The sequence below is a fragment of the Agrobacterium genomosp. 13 str. CFBP 6927 genome (genome assembly GCA_900012615.1).
GTDB lineage: Bacteria > Pseudomonadota > Alphaproteobacteria > Rhizobiales > Rhizobiaceae > Agrobacterium.
In genome coordinates this window covers 433,610-456,014 of the sequence record LT009756.1, presented here as the reverse complement: position 1 = coordinate 456,014, position 22,405 = coordinate 433,610, and the positions used below count along the sequence as shown (strand labels likewise).

Annotated in this window: 26 protein-coding genes and 1 tRNA gene; 10 read left to right on the top strand and 17 right to left on the bottom strand. The window is 59.4% G+C overall.

Annotation, left to right across the window (positions count from 1 at the left end; translation table 11 throughout):
- Positions 1-27 precede the first annotated feature (27 nt).
- The 12 genes from visR to AGR13A_RS02220 form a co-directional block, all read right to left on the bottom strand.
- On the bottom strand, positions 28-729 hold the full coding sequence (gene visR, locus AGR13A_RS02275; protein WP_167377510.1) for a transcriptional regulator VisR: 702 nt from the start codon (positions 727-729) through the stop codon (positions 28-30).
- 52 nt (positions 730-781) lie between these two features.
- Positions 782-1,513, bottom strand: a complete 732-nt coding sequence (gene visN, locus AGR13A_RS02270) for a transcriptional regulator VisN (RefSeq protein ID WP_035227854.1) — start codon at positions 1,511-1,513, stop codon at positions 782-784.
- A 370-nt stretch (positions 1,514-1,883) separates the two neighbouring features.
- Entirely contained in the window at positions 1,884-3,566 is a 1,683-nt protein-coding gene (gene fliF / locus AGR13A_RS02265) for a flagellar basal-body MS-ring/collar protein FliF (protein WP_035227857.1), read from the bottom strand.
- Between the two features lie 129 nt (positions 3,567-3,695).
- Positions 3,696-4,079 (bottom strand): chemotaxis protein CheT, encoded by a 384-nt coding sequence (gene cheT, locus AGR13A_RS02260; RefSeq protein WP_003493786.1) that lies wholly within the window; start codon positions 4,077-4,079, stop codon positions 3,696-3,698.
- 14 nt (positions 4,080-4,093) lie between these two features.
- Positions 4,094-4,639, bottom strand: a complete 546-nt coding sequence (gene cheD / locus AGR13A_RS02255) for a chemoreceptor glutamine deamidase CheD (RefSeq protein ID WP_003493784.1) — start codon at positions 4,637-4,639, stop codon at positions 4,094-4,096.
- Entirely contained in the window at positions 4,636-5,025 is a 390-nt protein-coding gene (gene cheY2 / locus AGR13A_RS02250) for a chemotaxis response regulator CheY2 (RefSeq protein ID WP_003493781.1), read from the bottom strand. Before cheY2 ends, cheD begins: the two co-directional genes overlap by 4 nt.
- Positions 5,025-6,080: a protein-glutamate O-methylesterase CheB gene (gene cheB / locus AGR13A_RS02245; protein ID WP_080833446.1), complete on the bottom strand. Its 1,056-nt coding sequence runs from the start codon at positions 6,078-6,080 to the stop codon at positions 5,025-5,027. The genes cheY2 and cheB overlap by 1 nt, the downstream gene beginning before the upstream one ends.
- Positions 6,077-6,985 (bottom strand): protein-glutamate O-methyltransferase CheR, encoded by a 909-nt coding sequence (cheR, locus tag AGR13A_RS02240; protein ID WP_003493776.1) that lies wholly within the window; start codon positions 6,983-6,985, stop codon positions 6,077-6,079. Before cheR ends, cheB begins: the two co-directional genes overlap by 4 nt.
- 13 nt (positions 6,986-6,998) lie before the next feature.
- Positions 6,999-9,266 (bottom strand): chemotaxis protein CheA, encoded by a 2,268-nt coding sequence (locus AGR13A_RS02235; RefSeq protein WP_080833443.1) that lies wholly within the window; start codon positions 9,264-9,266, stop codon positions 6,999-7,001.
- A 16-nt stretch (positions 9,267-9,282) separates the two neighbouring features.
- Positions 9,283-9,648, bottom strand: coding sequence for a chemotaxis response regulator CheY1 (gene cheY1, locus AGR13A_RS02230; protein WP_003493773.1), 366 nt, complete (start codon positions 9,646-9,648; stop codon positions 9,283-9,285).
- Positions 9,645-9,944, bottom strand: coding sequence for an STAS domain-containing protein (locus AGR13A_RS02225; protein ID WP_003493771.1), 300 nt, complete (start codon positions 9,942-9,944; stop codon positions 9,645-9,647). The genes cheY1 and AGR13A_RS02225 overlap by 4 nt, the downstream gene beginning before the upstream one ends.
- The gene (locus tag AGR13A_RS02220; RefSeq protein WP_308399972.1) at positions 9,944-11,539 is read right to left on the bottom strand and encodes a globin-coupled sensor protein; all 1,596 of its coding nucleotides are present in this window, start codon (positions 11,537-11,539) and stop codon (positions 9,944-9,946) included. Before AGR13A_RS02220 ends, AGR13A_RS02225 begins: the two co-directional genes overlap by 1 nt.
- A 516-nt stretch (positions 11,540-12,055) precedes the next feature.
- On the opposite strand from AGR13A_RS02220, the gene AGR13A_RS02215 reads away from it, so the two are divergent.
- From AGR13A_RS02215 to mnhG, 7 genes are all read left to right on the top strand, one after another.
- Positions 12,056-12,433 carry a hypothetical protein gene (locus AGR13A_RS02215; protein WP_080833437.1) on the top strand — a complete coding sequence of 126 codons (378 nt, stop codon included), beginning with the start codon at positions 12,056-12,058 and terminating at the stop codon, positions 12,431-12,433.
- 106 nt (positions 12,434-12,539) lie between these two features.
- On the top strand, positions 12,540-15,458 hold the full coding sequence (locus AGR13A_RS02210; protein WP_080833435.1) for a monovalent cation/H+ antiporter subunit A: 2,919 nt from the start codon (positions 12,540-12,542) through the stop codon (positions 15,456-15,458).
- The gene (locus AGR13A_RS02205; protein ID WP_020810384.1) at positions 15,458-15,793 is read left to right on the top strand and encodes a Na+/H+ antiporter subunit C; all 336 of its coding nucleotides are present in this window, start codon (positions 15,458-15,460) and stop codon (positions 15,791-15,793) included. The genes AGR13A_RS02210 and AGR13A_RS02205 overlap by 1 nt, the downstream gene beginning before the upstream one ends.
- Positions 15,790-17,436 carry a monovalent cation/H+ antiporter subunit D gene (locus AGR13A_RS02200; RefSeq protein WP_035239397.1) on the top strand — a complete coding sequence of 549 codons (1,647 nt, stop codon included), beginning with the start codon at positions 15,790-15,792 and terminating at the stop codon, positions 17,434-17,436. Before AGR13A_RS02205 ends, AGR13A_RS02200 begins: the two co-directional genes overlap by 4 nt.
- Entirely contained in the window at positions 17,433-17,921 is a 489-nt protein-coding gene (locus tag AGR13A_RS02195; protein WP_003522771.1) for a Na+/H+ antiporter subunit E, read from the top strand. Before AGR13A_RS02200 ends, AGR13A_RS02195 begins: the two co-directional genes overlap by 4 nt.
- Entirely contained in the window at positions 17,918-18,199 is a 282-nt protein-coding gene (locus AGR13A_RS02190) for a K+/H+ antiporter subunit F (protein WP_003522772.1), read from the top strand. Before AGR13A_RS02195 ends, AGR13A_RS02190 begins: the two co-directional genes overlap by 4 nt.
- Positions 18,196-18,540 (top strand): monovalent cation/H(+) antiporter subunit G, encoded by a 345-nt coding sequence (gene mnhG / locus AGR13A_RS02185; protein ID WP_003522773.1) that lies wholly within the window; start codon positions 18,196-18,198, stop codon positions 18,538-18,540. Before AGR13A_RS02190 ends, mnhG begins: the two co-directional genes overlap by 4 nt.
- 9 nt (positions 18,541-18,549) lie before the next feature.
- Here the strand turns inward: mnhG and AGR13A_RS02180 are convergent, their stop codons facing one another.
- Entirely contained in the window at positions 18,550-18,882 is a 333-nt protein-coding gene (locus tag AGR13A_RS02180; RefSeq protein WP_059760526.1) for a helix-turn-helix domain-containing protein, read from the bottom strand.
- 78 nt (positions 18,883-18,960) lie between these two features.
- Here AGR13A_RS02180 and AGR13A_RS02175 point away from each other — a divergent pair, with 78 nt between their 5' ends.
- Both AGR13A_RS02175 and AGR13A_RS02170 read left to right on the top strand, forming a co-directional pair.
- Positions 18,961-19,239 (top strand): hypothetical protein, encoded by a 279-nt coding sequence (locus AGR13A_RS02175; RefSeq protein WP_080833433.1) that lies wholly within the window; start codon positions 18,961-18,963, stop codon positions 19,237-19,239.
- Between the two features lie 53 nt (positions 19,240-19,292).
- Positions 19,293-19,553: a helix-turn-helix domain-containing protein gene (locus tag AGR13A_RS02170; protein WP_080833431.1), complete on the top strand. Its 261-nt coding sequence runs from the start codon at positions 19,293-19,295 to the stop codon at positions 19,551-19,553.
- Here the strand turns inward: AGR13A_RS02170 and AGR13A_RS02165 are convergent, their stop codons facing one another.
- The 4 genes from AGR13A_RS02165 to AGR13A_RS02150 form a co-directional block, all read right to left on the bottom strand.
- Positions 19,554-20,144: an alpha-ketoglutarate-dependent dioxygenase AlkB gene (locus AGR13A_RS02165; RefSeq protein ID WP_080833429.1), complete on the bottom strand. Its 591-nt coding sequence runs from the start codon at positions 20,142-20,144 to the stop codon at positions 19,554-19,556. It lies immediately after the preceding gene.
- A gap of 159 nt (positions 20,145-20,303) precedes the next feature.
- Positions 20,304-20,375 (bottom strand) — tRNA-OTHER (locus tag AGR13A_RS02160).
- A 31-nt stretch (positions 20,376-20,406) separates the two neighbouring features.
- Positions 20,407-21,654, bottom strand: a complete 1,248-nt coding sequence (locus tag AGR13A_RS02155; protein ID WP_080833427.1) for a tyrosine-type recombinase/integrase — start codon at positions 21,652-21,654, stop codon at positions 20,407-20,409.
- Positions 21,651-22,034, bottom strand: coding sequence for an Arc family DNA-binding protein (locus AGR13A_RS02150; protein ID WP_139786004.1), 384 nt, complete (start codon positions 22,032-22,034; stop codon positions 21,651-21,653). The genes AGR13A_RS02155 and AGR13A_RS02150 overlap by 4 nt, the downstream gene beginning before the upstream one ends.
- A gap of 89 nt (positions 22,035-22,123) precedes the next feature.
- Between AGR13A_RS02150 and AGR13A_RS25215 the strand changes: the two genes are divergently transcribed.
- Positions 22,124-22,366, top strand: a complete 243-nt coding sequence (locus AGR13A_RS25215) for a helix-turn-helix domain-containing protein (RefSeq protein ID WP_374701800.1) — start codon at positions 22,124-22,126, stop codon at positions 22,364-22,366.
- Positions 22,367-22,405: the final 39 nt, after the last annotated feature.

The following is a 22,405-nucleotide window of genomic DNA, read 5'->3' as shown; positions in this document are numbered from 1 at the left end:
ATGCGGGACGGGAAGCCCCGTCCAGGATCAATGGATGTAACCGAGACGGATCGCCTTTGCGATCGCCTGAATGCGGTTGACTGAATCGAGCTTGATCGTTGCCGAACCGAGATAGGCATTGACGGTGTGCACGGAAAGCCCGAGCTTGACCGCAATCTCTTCGCTGATACGGCCATCACCCGCCAGTTGCAGGCAGGCGATTTCCCTTTCACTCAAGGCTTCCGACGGTGCCGCCTTGCGCTCGTCCAGCGCCAGCATGTCGACCATGATCTCGCAGCATTTGATGTGCTGCTCGATGACGACCTCATTGTCGAGAACGAGATTGCTGCCGCAGAAAACGATATAGCCGTTGCCGATGGTGCCAAGCCGCACCGGCAGGGCCAGGCCCGCATAGGGCAAGGTGTCGTTCTCGATCCGGCGCAAGAGAGCCGGCACATCGGGAAGATCGGCGAAGCCGCCGGCATTCTTGTTGCGCCAGATGACCGGCAACAGCGACGTTTCGATATGGTCGAGAAGAATATCGCCGACGGCGCGGATGAACTGGGTGCTCTGTTCCGCGGCATTCATGCCCCAGTTTTCCAGCTCGCAGGTCATCTTCTTCTTGTTGGGGAAGCCGGAAGCAGCGGCTTTCGTCACCACGAAATTTCGCGCGCCGACCAGCTTCTGCATGGCGACGAGTTTCGGAAACAGGTCCGACCGGGTTGTCACGACCGGGCTGCGGTGAAACATCCCCGTTTGACCAAAGCCCTCATTGTCCTTCGTCTGTACCATCGTTCGATGCCTATACAAGGTTGTTGCGCACGGCGTAGGCAATTGCCTCCGAGCGGGTTTTTGTCGCGGTTTTACGCATCACGCTTGTAATGTAATTATTGATCGTATTGCGAGAAATGCCAAGGATCATCGCAATTTCGTCACTGGTCTTGCCTTCGGCGATCCAGAACAGGCACTCGAGCTCACGCTCGGTGAGATCGATATCCCGCACCGCCTTCGCTTCGCTGGCGATGCCGAAACTGACGCAATAACCCGTCAGCAGGGCAATTTCGCGCAGACGCTCCGGCAAAGGAACGGCATTTTCAGGAAACAGCAGCAGCAGCGACAGCCGGATGCGGCCGACGCAGAAAGACAGGGCCGAATATTGCCGGTCGATACCGTAGGGAACGGAAACGTCGTCTGGAAGGAAAAGCAATCGAGGCCGCAGAAGCGAAAGGCATTTTTCCATTTCGCTCGATCTGTTCTGGCTGTTCGTCAGTTCGACGCCGAGCCTGCGCACCAGATCGAAGGGCCAATCGGATGTGACGATGAATTTAAGCCCGGTTTCTTCGAGAAGATCATCCCGCGCCAGCAGATAATGCGAGGCGCCAGCATAGGTCACAAGCAAATCCAGCGCGCCTGAAACGTTACCGGCGGCAGCCGTGGCAGCGACATTTTTGGCAAGCTGGTCGCGCGGCAAGGGCTTACCCATGCCCTCCATAGGCTTGGCAGACAGCCTGCGGATATCAACATCGACTTTCAATCGCCTACGCCCTCTTGCTCCCAGTGGGAGATTATACATCGGGATGGAATCATTCCATTCGAGAAGCTTACCAAAACGGGATGGCGCCCCCCGGAGACCGAATCACTTCATTTTATGGAACCGACCGGAATTTGCCATTACCTGACAACAGCCTTTCCACGTATTTCCCTGCTCGTCTATTGCTAAAAAAACATACTGAAAAGCTGGCCAATCCATAAACGGCATTCTCAGCCTATTCCCAGCAAACTGTATCGTTGCTGAATTTTTTGTAAACAGTGTCCTGAAACGAGAATGCAGCCACGCGCCTGCCAAACATACCAAAAAGTCCGTAAATGCGCAAAAGGCCGGGTAAACCCGGCCTTTTTCAAAATCACGCGGCTTTTTCCACCGCCCATTTGCGAAGAATCTTGGCTGCTCTTTCCTCGCTGATTTCCACCATGCGGGAGAGCCTGCGCTCGGGTCCTTCGCGAACCCGGCGGTTGAAGGTGCCTTCGCTGTCGCCGCCAGCAAGAAGGTCGTCGGTGCTGTCGAAGCCGAAATCCGCCCCGAAACCTTCCATGAGACCACCTGCACCCGCATCCATGCCAGGGGAGAAATCCGGCAGTTCGAGACCTGCGGCCTCCTGGCTGAGCTGGCCTGCGGCAGCACCGTTGCCGGCGACCGTGCGGACCAGAGGACGTACACCGAGCCAGATGACAAGGAAGGCGACAGCGACGAAGGCGAGCGAATTGATGATGCCTGCCGAATTGCGGCTGAGCACTTCCATGATGCCCGGTCCGCTTGCGGCTTCGTCGAGCAGCTGCGTTTCCAGGAAGTCCATGGCAGTCAGAGTGACCATGTCACCGCGATCGGAAGAAATGCCCGCAGCCGAGGTTACGATCTTCTGCATTTCAGCAAGATAGGCATCGATTTTGGCCTGATCGGCGGGTTCACCGACCATCTTGGCGATGCGGCCCTTGTTGACGACCACGGCGACCGAAAGCTTCTCGACGGTATAGCCGTTCTTGACGGTGGCGACCGTTTTGGAATTGATCTCGTAGTTGGTCTGTTCTTCTTTCTTCGCGGACTGGTCGGAAGACTGTGGACCACCAGCGCCGCCCTGCGGCGCTGCCTGCGGCACGTTCTGCTCCACGGTCGCTGCCGTGTCGGGCTGCGTTTCCTGGGACTTCTGGTCTTCCTTCACCGTGCGGACAGAGCGCTCGACGCGTGATTCCGGATCGTAGACGGTTTCCTGAATCTGGCGGCTGTCAGTATTGAGCTGCGCCGTGACGCTGGAGCGGAAATTGTCCATACCGAGGAAAGGCGCCAGCGCCTTGTCGATATTGGTGGTGATTTCCTGCTGAACGTTCTGCGCCAGTGTCAGCGAACGGTTCATGGCGGCATTGGTGACATCGTCACCGGAGGCCAGAAGCTGGCCCGTCGAATCAAGCAGGGTCACGTCATCGACTTCAAGGCCGGGAACGGCCGAGGCGACGAGGTGACGGATGGAGGCGGAGGCCTTGCGCCCGGCGGTGGCACTGGCGCGGATCATGACTGATGCCGTGGGCTTCTGTTCACCACGGCGGAAATTGCCGACGTCAGGCATGACGATATGGACGCGTGCGGCCGCAACCCCGTCGATCTGCTGGATGGAGCGGCTGATTTCGCCCTCAAGGGCGCGAACCCGCGTCACTTCCTGCATGAAGGAGGTCAGGCCGAGAGAGCCGACATTGTCGAAAAGCTCGTAACCGGCATTGGCGCTGTCCGGCAGGCCGCGCTCGGCCAGCAGCAGACGCGCCTTGCTGGTGAGCCCGACGGGAACCTGGAGGCTCGCACCATCGGTTCCAACCTGAAAGTCCAGCCCCGATTCGGCAAGCGCAATGCTGATCTTGTTGAGGTCGCTCTTTTCAAGTCCCACATAAAGGGTCTCGTAAGCGGGACGGTTCACATAGAGTGCCGCTGCAAGGATAACGGCCATGGACAAAACGCCCACGCCGCCCAGCATCAGAAGCCGTGTCTGACCCAGCGCCGCGACATTCTTCAAGACCTGAGGGATTTGATTTAACAGATTCATTCTGTTCCGCACCGTCATTCATAGAGTCCGAGACCTTTTGGCCCCGTGGTGACAATAGGGTGCGAAGCTTGCGCGAGCGTTGCCTTTCTCCGTTATCCGCGAAGGATGGATGAATGGCAGCCGGAAGGTCTAGAACAGGTCGAAGTCGCCGGAGGCCTTGTCGAGCGGCTGGGAATGGCCATGGCGGAACGCTGCGCCCAGCGCCTTTTGCATTTCGGCAAGCTTGACGAGGCTGAGTGCCGTCGAGACGTCCACGATCCAGTCACCGGGAATGGAGCCTGTGATGGTGTCGATGAACTCCGCAAGGCCGCGGGTCTTCTGAACGGCAAGATCGATGCCCTGCAGCAGCTTGACGCCATCGCTGGACAATTCGCCGCTGGTCACTTCCAGCAGCTGCGGCTCGATGCGCTCAATAAGATAGGCGACGTCGTGCAGTTCCGATACCACCCGCATCAGAACGTCCGGCAAGGCTTCTTCGAACGGAGTGGTGCCGGTGTGGTCTGCAATCTGCATTGGAAACTCCGTGACTAGAAAAATTCGATGTCGTTGGCGACGGGTTTGGGCGCCGGCACCGGACGCGTTTCCATCGCAACGGTCTTCTGGGTTTCCGCGCCGCTGAGCGGATGCTGCCGCGCACGGCCTGAGACCGGCCAGAATTCGATCTTGCGGCCGTGTTCCCCGCCCGTGGAGGAGCTTATGACCGGAATGCCTTCATCCTTCAGAAACTGCATGGCGAAGATGGCATTCTGCTCACCGACATTCGAGAAGCTGGCGATCGTCTTCGCGCCGCCGAAAACCTTGGCCTCCAGCCGGTCGCGGCGGGCGCCCTTCTTCAGAAGGCCGTTGATCAGAAGTTCCATGAGATGCACGCCGTAACGCGTTGCATCTCCCCCCGTCACATTGCCCGTTCCCGGCAGCAGGAAGTGGTTCATGCCTCCAATGCCGGCAACGGGATCTCTGAGACAGGCGGCCACGCACGAACCGAGTATCGTCGTCATGACCACGTCGGGATCGTTGACAACCTTATACTCGCCCTGAATGATATGTACGCGCTTGGCCGCAGCTTCAATCATTTCAGCGATCCGAAAACCGCTTCGATGGCAGCACGCATCTTGTCGATCGTGAAGGGTTTGGCCAGCACGTTATTCGCGCCGAGCTGCGCTGCCTTCTGCACCAGCGCGCGGTCGCCCTGCGCGGTGAGGATGATGAAGGCGGCCTTCTTGGTGGTTGGGTTGGCCCGCACGGCGTGCAGGAAGCCAAGGCCGTCCATCTTCGGCATGTTGAAGTCGGAGATGACGAGATGATGGGGCTGCTGCTCCATGATCTTCAATCCCTGCTCGCCATCGCCAGCGGCAGTAATCTGCTTGAAGCCGAGCTGTGTCAGCGCATCGCTGAGGAGCAGCCGGCTGGTCACCTGATCGTCGACGATCAGAACTTTGATCTTTTCTGCGAGAGACATTAGTCAGCACCTTCTTTACGGGCAGTGGTTAGTTTCAGGATTTCTTCGCCGATGGAGGCCAACGGCAATTGCTGTTCCACGGCGCCAAGCTCATAAGCCACACGCGGCATGCCGTAGACGACACATGTTTTTTCGTTCTGGCCGACGGTGCGCGCACCGGCATGGCGCATTTTCAACAATCCGGCTGCACCATCGCGGCCCATGCCGGTCAAAATGACGCCGACGGCGTTGCGTCCGGCAAGCTCGGCCACCGAATCGAACAGCACATCGACGGAGGGGCGATGGCCGTTGACGGGATCACGCTCGATGAGCCGGCAGCAGGGCGCAGTACGATTGGCGATCTGCAAATGGCGCTCGCCGCCCGGCGCGAGGTAAATCTTGCCGGTTTGCAGGCGTGCGCCGTCCGTCGCCTCTTCCACGACAGGTGCGCAGATGCGGTTCAGCCTTTCCGCGAAACTCTTGGTGAATGTCGGCGGCATATGCTGGGTGATGACGGTCGGCGGGCAATTAGCCGGAAACTTCTGAAGCACGGCGATCAAGGCCTCGACGCCACCCGTGGAGGAGCCGATGGCCACGACCTTGCGGCCGGCGCGATAATCGCTGACCGGGGTCGGCTGCACTGCCGCTGCTGTTTCCGGGCGCGCCGCGCGATAGGCCGCGTGCTGCGAGCGGGCGGCGGCTTTTACCTTGTCGGCAAGATCACCAAAGGGACGCGCATCGCCGGGAGCGGGTTTGCCGACACAGTCGAAAGCACCGATTTCAAGCGCGGCAAGCGAGGCGTCAGCGCCGCGATGCGTCAAGGACGAGACCATGATGACCGGCATCGGCCGCAGGCGCATGATCTTTTCGAGGAATTCGAGGCCGTTCATTTCCGGCATCTCGATATCAAGCGTCACGACATCGGGATTGAGATGCTTGATGGCGGCGCGCGCTTCCATGGCGTTGCCGGCCTGGCCGACCACCTCAACCTCCGGATCTGCCTTGAGGACGGCCGAAATCAGGCCGCGCATCGTTGGAGAATCATCAACGACAAGAACCCGTGCGAGCGCGCTCATGCCTTCCTCCCCGAAGCGTGACCAATGAAGCGGTATGTGGTGATGCCTGTATTGTCGAACAGGTTCTTGGCATCACCGGAGACGCGTTCGGAATGGCCGATATAAAGATGACCGCCTTCCGGCAGCAGCCCCGCGAAACGCGACCAGATACGCGTCTGCGTCGGCTCGTCGAAATAAATGACGACGTTGCGGCAGAAAATGACGTCGAAATTGCCCTTGAAGGGCCATTGCGTCATCAGGTTCAATTCGTTGAACGTGATGAGGCGCTTGACCTTGTCATCGATCTGGAACTTGCGACGGCCACCGGCATCGACTTCCGTGAACCATTGCTTGCGCATGGCGGGAGACACCGTTTCGAGCGCATTGTCGTCATAGACCCCTGCTCTGGCCTGCGCCAAAATCTTCGGGTCGATATCCGTCGCCAGGATTTTAAAATCGTAATCCGCCGCATTCGGGAACATGGCGAGCACGGTAAGTGCGATGGAATAGGGCTCCTGCCCGTCGGAACAGGCCGCCGACCAGATGCGAACACGACCGCCGCTCTTCGCCCGGGCGATGAGGCCCGGCAGGACCTCGTCACGCAGATGTTCGAAATGATGGTTTTCGCGAAAGAAGCGGGTGAAATTCGTCGTCAGGTGCGACAGCATTTCGCGCCGCGCCTGGGCGCCATCCGGCGAGGACACCAAAGCGCAATATTCGCGGAAACCCGACAGGCCGAGATTGCGGATATGCTTCGACAGGCGGGAATAGACCAGCGACGCCTTGGTGTCGTTGAGATAGATGCCCGCATCGGCATAGATCATCGCCGCGATTTCCGACAGGTCGCGCCGTGTCAGCGGGTATTCGCCGCTGGCAAGGACATCGTCGGGAGACTGGCGCTGATCGCTGAAATTAAGTGCTGCCATGAACGATCCGCTTTCAACCTGTCGCCGCAAGCGACATTTCCTGCTTCAGGGGCTGTCCGCGCGAGGCGCTGACGATGGCATCGACATCCAGGATAAGCGCAACGCGTCCGTCACCGAGGATGGTGGCGGCGGCAATGCCCGGAACATGGGTATAGTTGGCTTCCAACGACTTGATGACAACCTGGCGCTGGCCCTGGATCGCATCGACCATCAGGGCGCGCTGGCCGCCGCCTTCCGATTCCACCAGAAGAGCGACACCTTCGACCGGATCGGCCTGGGTCGGGCGGAAGTTCAGCACGCGGCCGACATCGACCAGCGGGCAGAAGGAGTTGCGGATGGAGATCAGCCGCTGGTTCGCGCCGAAGGAATGAATGTTCTTCGCCTCCGGCTGCAGGGTTTCCACGATTGCCGTCAGCGGCACCACCAGCGTCTGGCCGGCAACGGTCACCACCATGCCGTCGAGAACGGCAAGCGTCAGCGGCAGGCTCATGGTGAAGGTCGAGCCAAGGCCGGGGCGCGAGGAGATGCTGATGCGGCCGCCAAGCGCCTGAATGGAGCGCTTGACCACATCCATGCCGACACCGCGGCCGGAAATGTCGGAAATCTTGTCGGCGGTGGAGAAGCCCGGGGCGAAGATCAGATTGTCGATCTCCTCGTCGGTCAGGTTCGCATCGGCGGCGATGAGATCGTTGTCGATTGCCTTCTGGCGAACGCGCTCACGGTTGATGCCGGCGCCATCGTCCTGAAGCTCGATCAGGATACGGCCAGAGCGGTGCTTGGCCGAAAGCTTGATGGTGCCTTCCGGGTTCTTGCCCGCCGCTTCGCGTTTTTCCGGTGTTTCGATGCCGTGGTCGACGGCATTGCGGATCATATGCGTCAGGGGTTCCGCCAGCTTGTCGATGACCGTCTTGTCGACTTCCGTGTTTTCACCCTCGGTGACGAGGCGGATCTGCTTGCCGATCATGTCGGCGACTTCGCGGACGATACGCGACATGCGCTGGAACACCGGCTTCACCGGCTGCGCGCGGATCGCCATGACGCTGTCCTGGATTTCGCGCGTCAGCTGCTGCAGCTCGTCGAGGCCCATATTGACGGCAGACGTGCCGCTCGCATCGTTTTCGATGACGCTCTGCGACAACATCGCCTGATTGATGACGAGCTCACCGACAAGGTTGATAAGGCGGTCGACGCGGTCGAGGTCCACACGGATGGTCTGGCCGGCGCTGGCATTAGCCGCCGCATTGGCGTTCGCCTGGGCTGCGGCGGGTGCTGCGGCCGCCTCACGCTTTTCGATTGCTGCATTGACGCTCTGGGCGATCTGCGTCGTCGCAACGGCCGTTTCGACGGCTGCAGCAACATAGGACACTTCCGCCGCGATGGCTTCGACGGCGGGTTCCTCTTCCGGTCCGCTATCGAGAGCCGAGAGATCGAACGGAACCGGGATCATCGGAAGCTCTTCCTCATCCGCGGCGGCATCCGACACAACGGGGGTGATTTCGAGATCGCAGTCCCATTCAGCGAATTCGAAGACGCTGCGGATACCCTCTTCACCCTTTTCGGTCGTGATCGAAACCGTCCAGGAGAGATAGGACGCTTCCGGGTCGAGCTTGTCGAGCGAAGGCAGCTCTGACATGTCGCAATTGATGCTCATTTCACCGATGCGCGAAAGATCGCGCAGGAGAAGGGCAGCCTCGTTGCCTTTCGAATAAAGCGATGCGTGCGGCTTGAAGGTGATCTGGAAGGTCGGCGCTTCCATCAACGGCGTGGTTTCGTCGGCAAAGTCCGAGAAGGAGAACGGGATCGGCTCGAAACCGCTCTCATCCGTCGGCTTGGGTGCGACGGGTTGCGGCGCCTTGACGGCAGCTGGCGCTGCCACCGGCGCGGAAACCTGTATGGTTTCACCATTTGCCAGCGCTTCCAGTTCCTTGACGAGGCCGCGGGTGCGGCTTTCATCGACGCTGCCGCCGTCTCTGGCTGCATTGGTCAGGTCCGCCAGCACGTCGGCGGAGCGCAGCATGACCTTCAGAACATCCTGTGTCGGCTCCAGCTTGTTGGAGCGGACGCAGTCGAGGGTCGTTTCAAAAACGTGGGCGAAGGCCACGAGATCATCGAGACCGAAGGCACCCGCCCCGCCCTTGATGGAATGAACGGCACGGAAAACGGCGTTGACGGTTTCCGGATCACGGTCGCCGTCATTCAATTTAAGAAGCCCCGATTCCAGTTCGGCGAGCTGCTCCTCGCATTCCTGGAAAAAGATTTCCTTGATTTCGTTCATATCCATCGTGAAATGTCCCGTATCAGGCGGTTACGCGTTCAATGGCATCGATGAGTTTCGCAGGGTCGAACGGCTTGACGATCCAGCCCGTCGCACCGGCCTGACGGGCACGGTTCTTCTTTTCCGCATCGCTTTCGGTCGTCAGGACCAGGATCGGGATCGCACGATACTTTTCGTTGCGCCGTACACCCTCGATGAAGCCGAAGCCATCGAGACGGGGCATGTTGATATCGGTCACGATGACATCGGGGTTGCTCTGCTCGAGCACTTCGAGGCCCTCAATGCCATCTTCGGCCTGAATGGTTTCGAAACCGGCATTGTTAAGGGTGACCAGGAGCATGTTCCTGATCGTCCGGGAATCATCCACGGTAAGAACTTTTTTCTTCACTTTTGCATCTCCTTGGGGAGCAAATGGTCAATATCGACGCCTATCAGTTTCATCGTCTTGTCGAATGCATCGGACACCTTAGCAAAACCGAACCGCTTGCCGTCCTCTTCCCAGGATTTCGCGCCGGCCATCAGAACCTGGGCGCAAAGCGCGCCGATACGCTCAACCTCTGACGCATCGACCGACAAAGGTGCTCCTCTCAGCGTCATCAGCTTGCCGTGCAGGGCCGATGCTTCGTTGAGATCCAGCACCGGTGACAGTTTCAGCGTCGCCTCAGCTGCTTTTCTGGCTGCCATTACATGACTCCCTGACGTCTGAATTGTTGGTAATCCTGGCCGTAATCCGTGCGACCATCCGCACGGGCCATAAATGAAGTGTCCTGCCGGTCCGCACCGGATACCGCTTTCGCCTGTCCCTGACGGGCAATGCGGAATTCGCGGATGGTGCGGCCGAGTTCGAGAATGACGGTTTGAAGCGCGTCGGCCTCGGAAGCGCTCGCGCTGATATCGACGGCGTTCCGGCCGGCCTGCCTTTGCTGTTCGCCGATATCGGCAGCAACCGATTGCAGTTCGCCGGCCTGCTCGGCCGTATGCCGGGAGACTTCCGCGATCATGTCGTTGATGCCCGAGACCTGCCGGACGACACCGCCGATTGCGTCCTGCGTGCGGTTGACCATGCGCACGCCGCCCTCGACCTGCGTCTTCGTGGTGCCGACAAGGCTCTTGATCTCCCTTGCAGCATCGGCGGAACGCTGGGCGAGCGCCCGGACCTCCTGCGCGACGACAGCGAAACCACGTCCGCTTTCACCCGCGCGCGCCGCCTCGATGCCGGCATTGAGGGCGAGAAGGTTCGTCTGAAAAGCGATCTCATCAATCGTGCCGATGATCCTGCCGATCTGTTCGGCGGATTGTTCGATGTCAGACATGGCGTCGATGGCCTCGCCGATCGCCCGGCCGCTCTCGACCGCCGCCTCGCGAGCGCGGGAAACAGCCGTTTCCGTGGCCGCTATACGCGCGCCGTTTTCGGCAACGTTCCCGATCATCGCCTGGATGGTACGGGAGGTTTCGGCAAGCGCTTCGGCCTGCTGGCGGGAGCGTTCGGCGATGGAGCGGCCCATATCGGCAAAGCGCGCGCCGAGCGCTTCAGCCTCGCCGATGCTGTTTTGCGCCGCGATCAGCGATGCGCCGATCGTTTCCAGAGCCGTGTTGAAGGAAGCTGCAACATCGCGATAGGCTTCCGGCACCTCACCGCCGATGCGGGCCTGCAAATCGCCCGCGGCAAAGGCCGTCAGTGCCGTGCCCAGCAACTTCGCCGCTTCCGAGCGGTCATTGTCACGCTGTTCCGCCAGTTCGCGACCATGGCGCAGGCGCAATTCGTTGAAGCGCAGCGAAACGGCGATTTCGGTATCGACCATTACCAGACGGACGACATTCTTGACGGCTTCCGCCAGTTCACGGGTTTTCTTGCGGTTGCCGGGCAGGATGGAGCGCGGTGCATGTTCGGCCACCAGCCCGCCGACGAGATGTTCCAGAACCACCGCGTGGCTGGCGATCTGCCAGCGCGGATCGAGCCCCATGCGGCTGGCATTGTCGGAAAGAACCTTCACCCGCTCAGCGTAGAGCGCATCGAAACGCGCATCGGTCAGAACGCTCCAGTGCGAGGATTGCAAATCGTGCAGGCGGTCGAGCTGATTTTCGCTTTCGAAAGACGGAGAACAGTCCGGCATGGACTGGAAACGGGTCATCACGTCCCGCAGGCCGGCCTTGACGTAAGGCTCCAGCATGCTGCGATAATTGCGCAGGAAATCGGATTGCGTCTCGTCGAGGCCGGCAAAACGCAACCGTCCCGCCAGGCTTCCGCCTGCCGATCTGCGCGCTTGATCTGATGGCAAGTCCTGCCCCAACCGACGTCCCCAACAACATGACGGCCGGTAAAACCCGGCCAATTGGCCAAGGTTCAGAACGCCAGCACCCTAAAGGGGATTTTTGAACGAACATACCCATCGCGGACGATGCGGCATCGACGCCTGCCAGACCTTCTTGAACCAAGAAACGAAATACCGGATCGGCACCGGTACGGCAGTGCGGCGTCATGCCTGGAAGGGGAAAGAACCCCATTCCGCCGTGGAAATACCATCAATCTTTATGGTTAATTCCTTGCTTGAAAGTTAAGAAACATAAGCACCGGCGTCAAACGGTAAAATTTGTAAAAGCTTTTAGCGATTGTCGCCCTTACTTTGCCGCAAACGGGCGAAAACGAAAAGGAATCAGACGCTGCGGGCGGTTTTTCCGGCCTGTGCGCTGGACAAGCGTGTCTGCCTTCCCCTAAAACAAATCAACGGGATATTCGCTGCACGGTGATGCTTTAAAGAGACCTTTACGATCAAGGAGATGCCAACTTGTTATGGATGGAGAAATGCCGCTGTTCAGGGCGCCATCCGCAAGTGTTGATCGGCCTCGTGGTCGCAAGCCTGCTCGTCATGATCGGCTTCCAGTCTCCTTCCGGTGTCAAGACCGTCTCGAAGGCCAGCCGTCTGGAGCGTTTGCAGACAGTGGATCTCGGCCGATCCCTTTCTCTTCGCGATAAAGAATGCACAAACGGCGATGATTTCGGCTGCAAGGCCGGCGAGGCCGGTTCGGGCTTTCGCCCCAGCGATTTCGCTTCATCCACCCTGCGGATAACAGTTGAGGTGACGCGGGCCGTCACACCTGTTGCCGTCGTGCCACAAGCTTTCCGAGACTTTGCGAGCGTGGTTCCAAGAGCGCCCCCGCATATTATCTATTAGTCATTCCGGCGGTCCTCATCATTCGGTTCATCATGAACCTTGAGGGATCGGAGTCGTCGGAAACCCGCCGTAGGCTCCAATTCCAGAGAGAAAACCGCCGCCGCATATGACACTTGCAACCATTCTTCCATTCATTGTCGCATTGCCCTTTGTCGGCGCCCTCCTGACGGCTTTCATGCCGCGCGACGGTGCGGCCGCCGGTCCGGCCTCCGTTGCGGGCGCCGTCGCCCTTTTCGGTCTCATCAGCAGCATCTTCCTTTATTCGACCGTCAGCGGCGGCGGCGTGCTGAAATATGATGTGGAATGGCTGCCGCAGCTCGGCCTCAACTTCACCCTGCGGCTGGATGGATTTGCCTGGATTTTTGCGATCCTCATTACCGGTATCGGCCTTTTGGTGGTGCTCTATGCCCGCTATTACATGTCGGCCGAAGACCCGATCCCGCGTTTCTTCGCCTTCCTGCTCGCCTTCATGGGCTCGATGCTCGGCGTGGTTCTGTCCGGCAACGTGATCCTGCTGTCGATCTTCTGGGAAATGACCAGCATCTTCTCGTTCCTGCTGATCGGCTACTGGCACCAGAACGCCGGTGCGCGCGACGGTGCGCGCATGGCACTGACCGTGACCGGCATCGGCGGCTTCAGTCTTCTGGCGGGCCTGCTGATCCTCGGCCATATGGCGGGAAGTTACGATCTCGACAAGATCATCGAGGCCGGCGCCGATATCCGCGCCCATTCGTTGTATCTGCCTGCACTTATCCTTATTCTCGGCGGCGCGCTGACGAAGAGCGCGCAGTTTCCATTCCATTTCTGGCTGCCCAACGCCATGGCGGCGCCCACGCCCGTTTCCGCCTATCTGCATTCCGCCACCATGGTGAAGGCGGGCGTGTTTCTGCTTGTCCGGTTCTGGCCGGTGCTGGCGGGCACGCAGGAATGGTTCTGGCTGGTGGGTGCGGCCGGCATCATCACCCTGCTGCTCGGCGCTTATTTCGCCATGTTCCAGCAGGACCTGAAAGGGCTGCTGGCTTATTCGACCATCAGCCATCTCGGCCTCATCACCACGCTTCTCAGCCTCGGCAGCCCGCTTGCGGCGGTTGCGGCCATCTTCCACATGGTCAACCACGCCACCTTCAAGGCGTCGCTCTTCATGGCGGCCGGCATCATCGACCATGAAACCGGTACGCGCGACATGCGGCGCTTAAGCGGGCTTTACACCTATATGCCGGCGACCGCGACACTCGCCATGGCGGCGAGTGCGGCCATGGCCGGGGTGCCGCTGTTCAACGGCTTCCTTTCCAAGGAAATGTTCTTTGCCGAGGCCGTCGAAACCCATGCCGACTCGTTGCTGGACCGGGCGCTGCCCTATGTGGCGACGCTATCGGGCGCATTTGCAGTCGCCTATTCGCTGCGCTTCATCCATACGGTCTTCTTCGGCCCCAAGCCCGTCGATCTGCCGAACCCGCATCCGCACGAGCCGCCGCGCTGGATGCGTTTCCCCATTGAATTCCTCGTCTTCGCCTGCCTGATCGTTGGCATCGTTCCGAGCCTCTCCATCGGTCCCTTCCTGCATTCGGCCGTGCTTTCCGTGCTTGGTGCGCAAACGCCGGTCTACAGCCTGTCGATCTGGCACGGTTTCAACCTGCCGCTGATCATGAGTATCGCGGCGCTGATCGGCGGCGTCACGATCTATGTCCTGCTCGGCGGTTATTTCTCGCGCTGCGATGATGGCCCGCCGGTCTTCCGGCATCTGCGGGGTCAGCGCATCTTCGAGCGCATTCTCGTCACCGTGTCCTGGAAGTGGGCGCGGTGGCTGGAAAGCACGCTCGGCACGCGGCGTCTGCAGCCGCAGCTGAGACTTCTCATCCTCGTGGCGCTTCTTGCCGGTTTCTCGCCCCTGTTCCTTTCGGAATTCTCCCTGTCGCTGCCGCGCGTCACGACCTTCGACCCAATCTTTGCCATCCTGTGGCTGATCGGCATGATCGCGGCAATGGGTGCGGCCTGGCAGGCGAAATATCACCGCCTCGCCGCCCTCGTCATGCTGGGCGTCTCGGGCCTCGTCACCTGCCTTACCTTCGTCTGGCTTTCCGCGCCGGATCTCGCCATTACCCAGCTGCTGGTCGAAATCGTCACCACGGTTCTCATCCTGCTCGGTCTCAGATGGCTGCCGAAACGCTTCGAGAAGGTCGACAGCAGCGATGAGCTGCCGGCGCAGCTTCGCCGCGCGCGTGACTTTTTGCTCGCCGCAGCAAGCGGTATCGGCATGTCCGTCATTGCCTATGCCGTGATGACCCTGCCGGTGCCGAACGCGATTGCGACCTATTTCCTCGAACGCGCCTATACCGAAGGCGGCGGCACCAATGTCGTCAATGTCATTCTCGTCGATTTCCGCGGCTTCGATACCTTCGGGGAAATCGCGGTGCTGGCCATCGTGGCGCTGACCGTCTTTGCGCTGCTTCGCCGTTTCCGCCCCGCCCATGAAAGCATCGGGGTGCCGGAACAGCAGCAGATGCAAAACGCCTTCGATGCCGAACGGCCGGACCGTAGCAAGGGCGATACGGTCCGCGACTATCTTTATGTGCCATCGATCGTGATGCAGTGGATGTTCCCCGTCATCATCACCTTCTCGATCTTCCTGTTCATGCGCGGCCATGACATGCCGGGCGGCGGCTTTGCAGCCGGCATCACCATGGCGATCGCCTTCCTGCTGCAATATCTCGCCGGCGGGGCGCGCTGGGCGGAAGACCGCATCCGCATCCTGCCGCTGCGCTGGATGGGCTTCGGCCTTTTGATGGCGGCGTCAACGGGTATCGGCTCCTGGTATTTCGGTTACCCGTTCCTGACCTCCTATTTCCAGTATACGGAGATACCCTATATCGGCAAAATGCCGACGGCATCGGCCCTGCTGTTCGATCTCGGCGTCTTCTCGCTGGTCGTCGGCTCCGTTGTTCTTATCCTGATAGCACTGGCACACCAATCGTTGCGTAACTACCGCGTTCGCACGCCTGAAGCCGCAAAAGCGGAGGACGTGTAATGGAACTCATTCTTGCAATCGGCATCGGCATCATGACCGGCTCCGGCGTCTGGCTGGTGCTGCGCCCGCGCACCTATCAGGTCATCGTCGGGCTTTCGCTGCTGTCTTACGCCGTCAACCTCTTCATCTTCGGCGTCGGCGGCATCAAGACCAATGCGCCGCCGGTGCTGGTCAACGGCGTCGACAGCTCCACGCTCGCCGACCCCGTGCCGCAGGCGCTGGTGCTGACGGCCATCGTCATCGGTTTTGCCACCACCGCATTGTTCCTCGTCGTGCTGCTTGCCGCCCGCGGCCTCACCGGCACCGACCACGTGGACGGGAGGGAGACGAAATGATGTCGTTCCCCTTCCATATTGTCATCGCGCCCATTCTTCTGCCGCTGATTACCGCCGCCCTTCTGCTGTTCTTCGACGAGCGCCAGCGCGTGGCGAAAGCCGCCATCAGCCTCACCTCGACCGTGCTGTTGCTGGTGGTCGCCATATTGCTGTTCCGCGAGGTGAACTCGACGGTCAATACCGAGATCGCGGCCGTGGTCTCGAGCGGCGTCTATCTGCTCGGCAACTGGCCGGCGCCCTTCGGCATCGTGCTCGTCGCCGACCGTCTTTCGGGCCTCATGGTGCTGTTGACGGCGCTGCTTGCCATCCCGTCCTTGATCTATTCGATGGCGAAGTGGCACAGATCGGGCGCGCATTTCCATTCGCTATTCCAGATGATGCTGATGGGCGTCAACGGCGCATTCCTGACCGGCGACCTCTTCAATCTCTTCGTCTTCTTCGAAGTGATGCTGGCCGCTTCTTACGGTCTGCTGCTGCACGGCTCCGGCCAGCAGCGCGTCAAGGCCGGGCTGCATTATATCGCCATCAACCTCGTCGCCGCCCTGTTCTTCCTGATCGGCGTCAGCCTCATCTATGGCGTTACCGGCACGCTGAACATGGGCGATCTCGCCCATCGCATCGAGGGGCTCAACCCCGATCAGCGCATGCTCTTGGAAACCGGCTCGGCCATCCTCGGCATCGCCTTTCTGGTCAAGGCCGGCATGTGGCCGCTGAATTTCTGGCTGCCTTCCGCCTATGGCGCGGCGTCGGCCCCGGTGGGCGGGCTGTTTGCGATCATGAGCAAGGTCGGCATCTATGTCATCGCCCGCCTGTCCTTCCTGCTTTTCGGGCAGACGGCCGGCGAATCCGCCGGTTTCGGCCATGATGCCCTGCTGGTCGGCGGCATCGCCACCATCATCTTCGGCGCCATCGGCGTTCTGGCGTCGCAGGCGCTCGGCCGGCTCGCCGGCTTTTCGGTTCTGGTGTCGTCCGGAACGCTGCTTGCCGCCATGGGCACCGGCAATCCGACGGTTGCGGCCGGCGCGCTTTATTACATGGTCAGCTCCACCCTCACCATCAGCGCCTTCTTCATGCTGATCGAACTCGTCGAACGCGGACAGGATGCCGGCGCGAACGTTCTTGCCGTGACCATGGAGGCCTATGGCGAGGGCGACGAGGAAGAGGAGGAGGAGGAAGTCGGCGTGACCATGCCCGCCACCATGGCGGTGCTCGGCGCCTGTTTTGCCGCCTGCGGCATTCTTCTCGCCGGCCTGCCGCCGCTTTCGGGCTTCATCGCCAAATTCTCGATGCTGACCGCCATCCTCAATCCTTCCGGGCTCGGCGCCAATGACAGCGTTTCCACCCTCTCCTGGTGGCTGGTCTTCCTGATCGTCTTTGCCGGTTTCGCCTCGCTGATCTCCATGACCCGCGCCGGCATCCGCACCTTCTGGGCCTCCATCGAAGGCACCGTGCCACGCGTGCTCGTCATCGAAATTGCCCCCGTGATGCTGCTGCTCGGCCTCACGCTTGCCATGACCGTGCAGGCAGGGCCGGTGATGCGTTACATGCAGGAGACGGCGCGTATTCTCGACCTGCCGGCGAGCTATATTCAGGGCGTCATTTCCGCGCCGAGGGCGGGAAGCAACCCGGAGGCAGAGCCATGATAAGCCGTGTTCTGCCCTACCCGCTGCTGACGATCTCGCTGATCTTCTTCTGGATGACGATCAACAGCTTTTCGCCGGGGCATCTGCTGCTCGGCACCGGTGTTGCGCTTGTCGCCTCCTGGGCGATGGCGTCGCTCAGGCCCGCCAAGCCGCGCATCCGCAACTGGCACAGGCTGGTGCAGCTGATCCTGATCGTGCTTTACGATATCGTCAGGTCCAATCTCTCGGTCGTGAAGATCATCCTGTTCAAGCGCGAGAGGGACCGCAAATCCGGCTTCCTGGCCGTGCCGCTCGATATTCGCGACCCGATGGCGCTTGCGGTTCTGGCGACGATCCTGACCTCGACGCCGGGAAGCGCATGGCTCGAATATAATTCCAGCCAGGGCACGCTGCTGCTTCACGTTCTCGACGATGTGGATGAGGCGGCCTGGATAAGCCTCATCAAGAACCGTTATGAAAAACTGCTGATGGAGATATTCGAATGAGTTCGATTATCCTTTTCTGGTCCTTTTCGCTGGCGCAGTTCATGCTCGCCATTGCCATGGCGATCTCGGTCTATCGCATCGCCATCGGCCCGCGCGCGCAGGACCGCGTGCTGGGCGTGGATACGCTCTATGTCAACGCCATGCTGCTTCTCCTGACCTTCGGCCTGCGCACCGGCAACGACATTTATTTCGAGGCATCGCTGCTGATCGCCATCCTCGGCTTCGTCTCCACCGTCGCCCTTTCCAAATTCCTGATGCGCGGCGAGGTGATCGAATGAGCGAGGCGCACGAATTTCCCCTCTGGGCCGCCATTGCCGTGGCCTTCTTCGTGCTGCTCGGCGCCTCGCTGACGCTGATCGGCACCATCGGCTTTGCCAGGCTCAACAGCTTCTATGAGCGCCTGCATGCGCCCACACTCGGCACCAGCTGGGGCACCGGCGGCATCGTCATGGCCTCGATCATCTATTTCTCCGTCTCCGGCGACCGCTTCGCCTTCCACGAAATCTTCATCGGCATTTTCATGACGGTGACGACCCCGGTTTCCCTGATGCTGCTCGGCCGGGCAGCACTTTATCGGGACCGGGCGGAGCAGAATACGGATAATCGGGAGCATCTTTAGAGCGCCGGGCTACTTTGCCCGGCTGTTCGCCACCGCCTCAATTGCGATGGCCATGACTTCCAGATCGCTTTCCGGCAGTGCATTTGCTGCCGCAGCGATCTTTGCTTTCAGCAGATCATGGCCAGTCAGCGCGGCTGTTTTCTTCTCAAAATCAAGCAATGCGTTCGGAGTGCTATCCAGAACGGTGGCTATCCGAACGAGTGTCGCCAGATCGGGCTCCCTTCGGCCCATGATGTAGTTGCCGTAACGACGCTCCGTAAGCCCCGCTCGGCGGGCAACTTCGGCATTGGAGAGACCAAGCTCCTTCGCGCGCTTTTTCAGATTTGCTGCAAATGATTCCATAGGAACAGATTGTTCCTGACAGAAACCACGGGTCTATGTACATTATGGCGTTATCGATCACGTCATTATAGGTAGGCCATGCCGCTCAGCGTCGACTATCTCTATCTCATTGCGGGCTGCAGTTTCGTCCTGGCCGCTTACCTCTGGCTCGAATGGCAGACCCGCATTCGACCCATGCTCTTACCAAGCTCGGAGATTAAACGCCTTGCTGATGACCTGATTGAACGACATGGCGAGCGCGCGGAGGAATTCGCCGCAATGGAAGAAGACCGGGCATGGCGCTATTCGCGAAGCTTCGAGCAGGGCAAATGGCGGCGTGTGCGCAGAGAACTTGATTGCCGCGACAATATCCCATAGCAGGATAATTCAGGATCGACCCTTGGCACTGCGATTTTGAGATTTTTCGGCACATGACAAAGTCTACGCATACACCCGAGTACCGGCTTCTTGTTGAAATACTGAGTGACACGCGGCGAAAAGCAGGGTTAACCCAGCAGCAAATCGCAGATCGGCTGGGTAAGCCACAGTCCTATGTCGCAAAGGCCGAAGGGGCTGAAAGACGCATAGATGTCGTTGAGTTTGCAAAACTGTCGGCGGCGATGGATCAGGACCCGATAGCGCTTCTCCACCTTTTACTCGAGCGGATAAAAGAGAAACCCTCTCCTCTCTGATCAAGACTGTTTCGAAGCGATAACCTTGCGAAAAGTGAGGGAAATTCGCCTGTCTCGGGCTTTCCTAACTCCGTTCACGATATCCGATTTGCGAGCCGGAATTTCATGGGTCCAGCCGTAGCGGCCAGCGTCTCTCAGCAAGACGCCGGAGCGAGGTTGAAGCAAGACGCCGCATATGGCTGGTCCACGCAATTCGCGGAAAACCATCTCGCATGTGGATAAAAGGCTTATCGACGCGATCGTATCGTCAAAACAGGGCACACAATCGACGTGCGCACTGATGCCCTGCCCCGGAATATATTCGTTCGCGATAACCTGATCGGGCAAATCCCGACAATATCCTGCGGTAACCAACCGCTCCGCGAACACGCCAAGCCATGGCGGCAACGGCCCGATATACGCATCCGCGGTAACAGCACGCGCCTTATAGTCGTACCGATAACCGAAATGCTGCACGCGGCGTTTCAACTCCGTGCTCCACACACCCGCATCCAGTCTGTGGGCGATGCCGGCCTCCTCCTCTGGAGAGAGAAAGCCGTCAAAATAGACAATGCCAGGCGGTAGAAGAGGTGGGCTTGTGACACGATCCATTTGTGGGCTGCTCTCCAACTGCCTGCAACAGACAGGGTTGGCCTATGGTTATACCGGGCCTGTCAAAAGCATATGATGGCTGTAGCTACTCATCGAAATTTGCCTGCAAATGGACAAGTCGCCAAGCACGCAATTCGTCAACAATACTATTGAGATAAATGGTGCCCGGAGGCGGATTTGAACCACCGACACGCGGATTTTCAATCTTACCATGAGCCCTACTTTCCGGGCTTTTTCGTAATAATGTTGCATCCATGTTGCGTCAAGATAAAAGCGCCCGCTCCGCCTCGGCCAGCTCGTTACCGTCGTCGTGACGAGGGAACAGGTGTCCGTAAACGTCCATCGTCATAATGATCGAGCTATGCCCGAGACGCTCCTGCACTACCTTCGGCGGAAGCTCCATACCTCCATCCCCCCGTGCGTTGATGCACCATGAGGCATAGAAGTGGCGCAGCGCATGCATGCCGCCGTACTTGGCATCCATGACAGGTTTGCCGTTCTCATCTTTCTCGTCAGTCGCGATCGTCACCCCTGCCCGAACTTGCGTCGGAATGAGGCCACGATTGATAATGTTCGCCAGGCTTTCGACCTTGCCAACACCATTCGGGAAAACGAGATGGGTCGGCCGGGCTTCTTCGCGAATTTCCGTTCCGTCATCGCGCTTACCAGTCACCGGACGGCTGTAGGCGAGCCGCCATTCTTTGAGAGCATCAATAACGGTTGGGCCAGCTGGCACTGATCTTTCACCCGCCTCAGATTTTGGCCGGCCGATATCATTGAACCGATCTGCGCGCTGGCGAACGTGGATCAACTTTTTCTGGAAATCTACATCCTGCCAGCGAAGGCCGCGAAGCTCCGAGGCGCGCAATCCGCAGAAGATCGCAGTTAGCAACAGCGGCCGCCATCTCCCCTCGACAGCTTGAACGATGGCTTTTATTTCCGCCTTCGTCGGGATATCGACGCCGACCTTGAGTTTGCCTTTCTGTCGCCGCTCGTGGCGCCGATCCTTGCCCTTCTGGCGCGCACGGCTCTTTTCCCTGACCACGTTGCGGCCCACAAGGCCGCGCTCTTGAGCGTCGGCCAACAGCGAGCCGAGGCTCACCATTACTTTTTTGACCATCGCGGGCGAGCGACCGCTTTCCCGGAGCTTATCCTCGAATGCACGGGCCGCCGGCAGCGTGAATTTAGAAAGCAGGGTCTCCCCGATCAGTGGCGATATGTGCAATTCGACGTGCTGGCGATATTGGTCGATGGTCGAGCGCTCAAGGCCGTTGGCCGTCGCGCTCGCTATCCAGAATTTGCCCGCCTGGCTTATCGTCGCGCTTGCGCTGTCCGCAACGTGTGTTCCCTGCCGAACCTCTACGGATGCGGTGGCCGCGAACTGATCCGCATCCTTCTTGAGCTTGAATGTCTTATGGCGTCGTTTCCCCGTGGCATCAACGTAATCGACGGCCCAAGCGGACTTTTTCACCCCTTTTGGAGTTGTCCATTCACGTTTCCGGACACTCATTGATCGCGCTCAAACCAGATTTGCTGTTTCTCAGCGTCCGATTTCCACAAATTGTACGCTTGGGATATCGCGCGCTTTTGCTCCTCGGAAATACCCTCGACGCTGCCGTGAGCAACGGCGTCAAGTACGTCATGTGCCTTTGTCAAAAACTCCGCAATCGCTGCGTTTCCATCCCCCTTCCTGAATATTTCCAGTACGTCCAATAGGTCAGTGAGTTGGTTTTCAATGATTTCCGGCTCGGGAAACTCTCGCTCTAAAATCCTTACAATCTCCGCGTTTGTGGATCGCCCATGACGATCTGCATGCGCCTTGATGCGATCCCTCAGGCCCGGCGGTAGCCGTAGCTGAAATTGATCTGTGTTCGTTCGGTTCACACCCATCGCCAATCTCCCGCGCATGTGACTATCCAGCAGATACATTTACCGCTTGACTGTAAATCCTATCTGCTGGATACATCTATCTGCTGGATATGAACAGAGGGTTACGATTTATGACAAGAAATGACAAAAACACAGCCGAGCAACTCGATCTCATTTGGGGTTGCGAGGAGATGGCTAAGTTCATTGGCCGATCACAGCGGTCAGTCCTTCGCATGCTGGATAATGGTGAACTTCCAGCGAAAAAGGTTGGGGGCCGATGGGTAGCAGAGCGCGGTGCGCTTACAGCGGTATTCACACAGCCGGAAAAAGCACAGAACCGCTCAACGAATTAAGCCGATGCGGCTGCAACCGCATCGGCCCGTTCACGAAAC

Excerpts from the sequence above, each read along its gene's own strand:
- AGR13A_RS02175 (WP_080833433.1), top strand. The coding sequence starts at position 18,961 with ATGCCGCTCAGCGTCGACTATCTCTATCTCATTGCGGGCTGCAGTTTC.
- AGR13A_RS02180 (WP_059760526.1), bottom strand. The coding sequence starts at position 18,882 with ATGGAATCATTTGCAGCAAATCTGAAAAAGCGCGCGAAGGAGCTTGGT.
- AGR13A_RS02235 (WP_080833443.1), bottom strand. The coding sequence starts at position 9,266 with ATGGATATGAACGAAATCAAGGAAATCTTTTTCCAGGAATGCGAGGAG.
- AGR13A_RS25215 (WP_374701800.1), top strand. The coding sequence starts at position 22,124 with ATGAACAGAGGGTTACGATTTATGACAAGAAATGACAAAAACACAGCC.
- AGR13A_RS02210 (WP_080833435.1), top strand. The coding sequence starts at position 12,540 with ATGACACTTGCAACCATTCTTCCATTCATTGTCGCATTGCCCTTTGTC.
- cheY2 (WP_003493781.1), bottom strand. The coding sequence starts at position 5,025 with ATGTCTCTCGCAGAAAAGATCAAAGTTCTGATCGTCGACGATCAGGTG.
- cheB (WP_080833446.1), bottom strand. The coding sequence starts at position 6,080 with ATGAGCGCGCTCGCACGGGTTCTTGTCGTTGATGATTCTCCAACGATG.
- AGR13A_RS02215 (WP_080833437.1), top strand. The coding sequence starts at position 12,056 with ATGGAGAAATGCCGCTGTTCAGGGCGCCATCCGCAAGTGTTGATCGGC.
- cheD (WP_003493784.1), bottom strand. The coding sequence starts at position 4,639 with ATGATTGAAGCTGCGGCCAAGCGCGTACATATCATTCAGGGCGAGTAT.
- cheT (WP_003493786.1), bottom strand. The coding sequence starts at position 4,079 with ATGCAGATTGCAGACCACACCGGCACCACTCCGTTCGAAGAAGCCTTG.
- mnhG (WP_003522773.1), top strand. The coding sequence starts at position 18,196 with ATGAGCGAGGCGCACGAATTTCCCCTCTGGGCCGCCATTGCCGTGGCC.
- AGR13A_RS02225 (WP_003493771.1), bottom strand. The coding sequence starts at position 9,944 with ATGGCAGCCAGAAAAGCAGCTGAGGCGACGCTGAAACTGTCACCGGTG.
- visR (WP_167377510.1), bottom strand. The coding sequence starts at position 729 with ATGTTTCACCGCAGCCCGGTCGTGACAACCCGGTCGGACCTGTTTCCG.
- AGR13A_RS02170 (WP_080833431.1), top strand. The coding sequence starts at position 19,293 with ATGACAAAGTCTACGCATACACCCGAGTACCGGCTTCTTGTTGAAATA.
- AGR13A_RS02190 (WP_003522772.1), top strand. The coding sequence starts at position 17,918 with ATGAGTTCGATTATCCTTTTCTGGTCCTTTTCGCTGGCGCAGTTCATG.
- cheR (WP_003493776.1), bottom strand. The coding sequence starts at position 6,985 with ATGGCAGCACTTAATTTCAGCGATCAGCGCCAGTCTCCCGACGATGTC.
- AGR13A_RS02195 (WP_003522771.1), top strand. The coding sequence starts at position 17,433 with ATGATAAGCCGTGTTCTGCCCTACCCGCTGCTGACGATCTCGCTGATC.
- AGR13A_RS02150 (WP_139786004.1), bottom strand. The coding sequence starts at position 22,034 with ATGGGTGTGAACCGAACGAACACAGATCAATTTCAGCTACGGCTACCG.
- AGR13A_RS02200 (WP_035239397.1), top strand. The coding sequence starts at position 15,790 with ATGATGTCGTTCCCCTTCCATATTGTCATCGCGCCCATTCTTCTGCCG.
- AGR13A_RS02165 (WP_080833429.1), bottom strand. The coding sequence starts at position 20,144 with ATGGATCGTGTCACAAGCCCACCTCTTCTACCGCCTGGCATTGTCTAT.
- AGR13A_RS02155 (WP_080833427.1), bottom strand. The coding sequence starts at position 21,654 with ATGAGTGTCCGGAAACGTGAATGGACAACTCCAAAAGGGGTGAAAAAG.
- AGR13A_RS02205 (WP_020810384.1), top strand. The coding sequence starts at position 15,458 with ATGGAACTCATTCTTGCAATCGGCATCGGCATCATGACCGGCTCCGGC.
- fliF (WP_035227857.1), bottom strand. The coding sequence starts at position 3,566 with ATGAATCTGTTAAATCAAATCCCTCAGGTCTTGAAGAATGTCGCGGCG.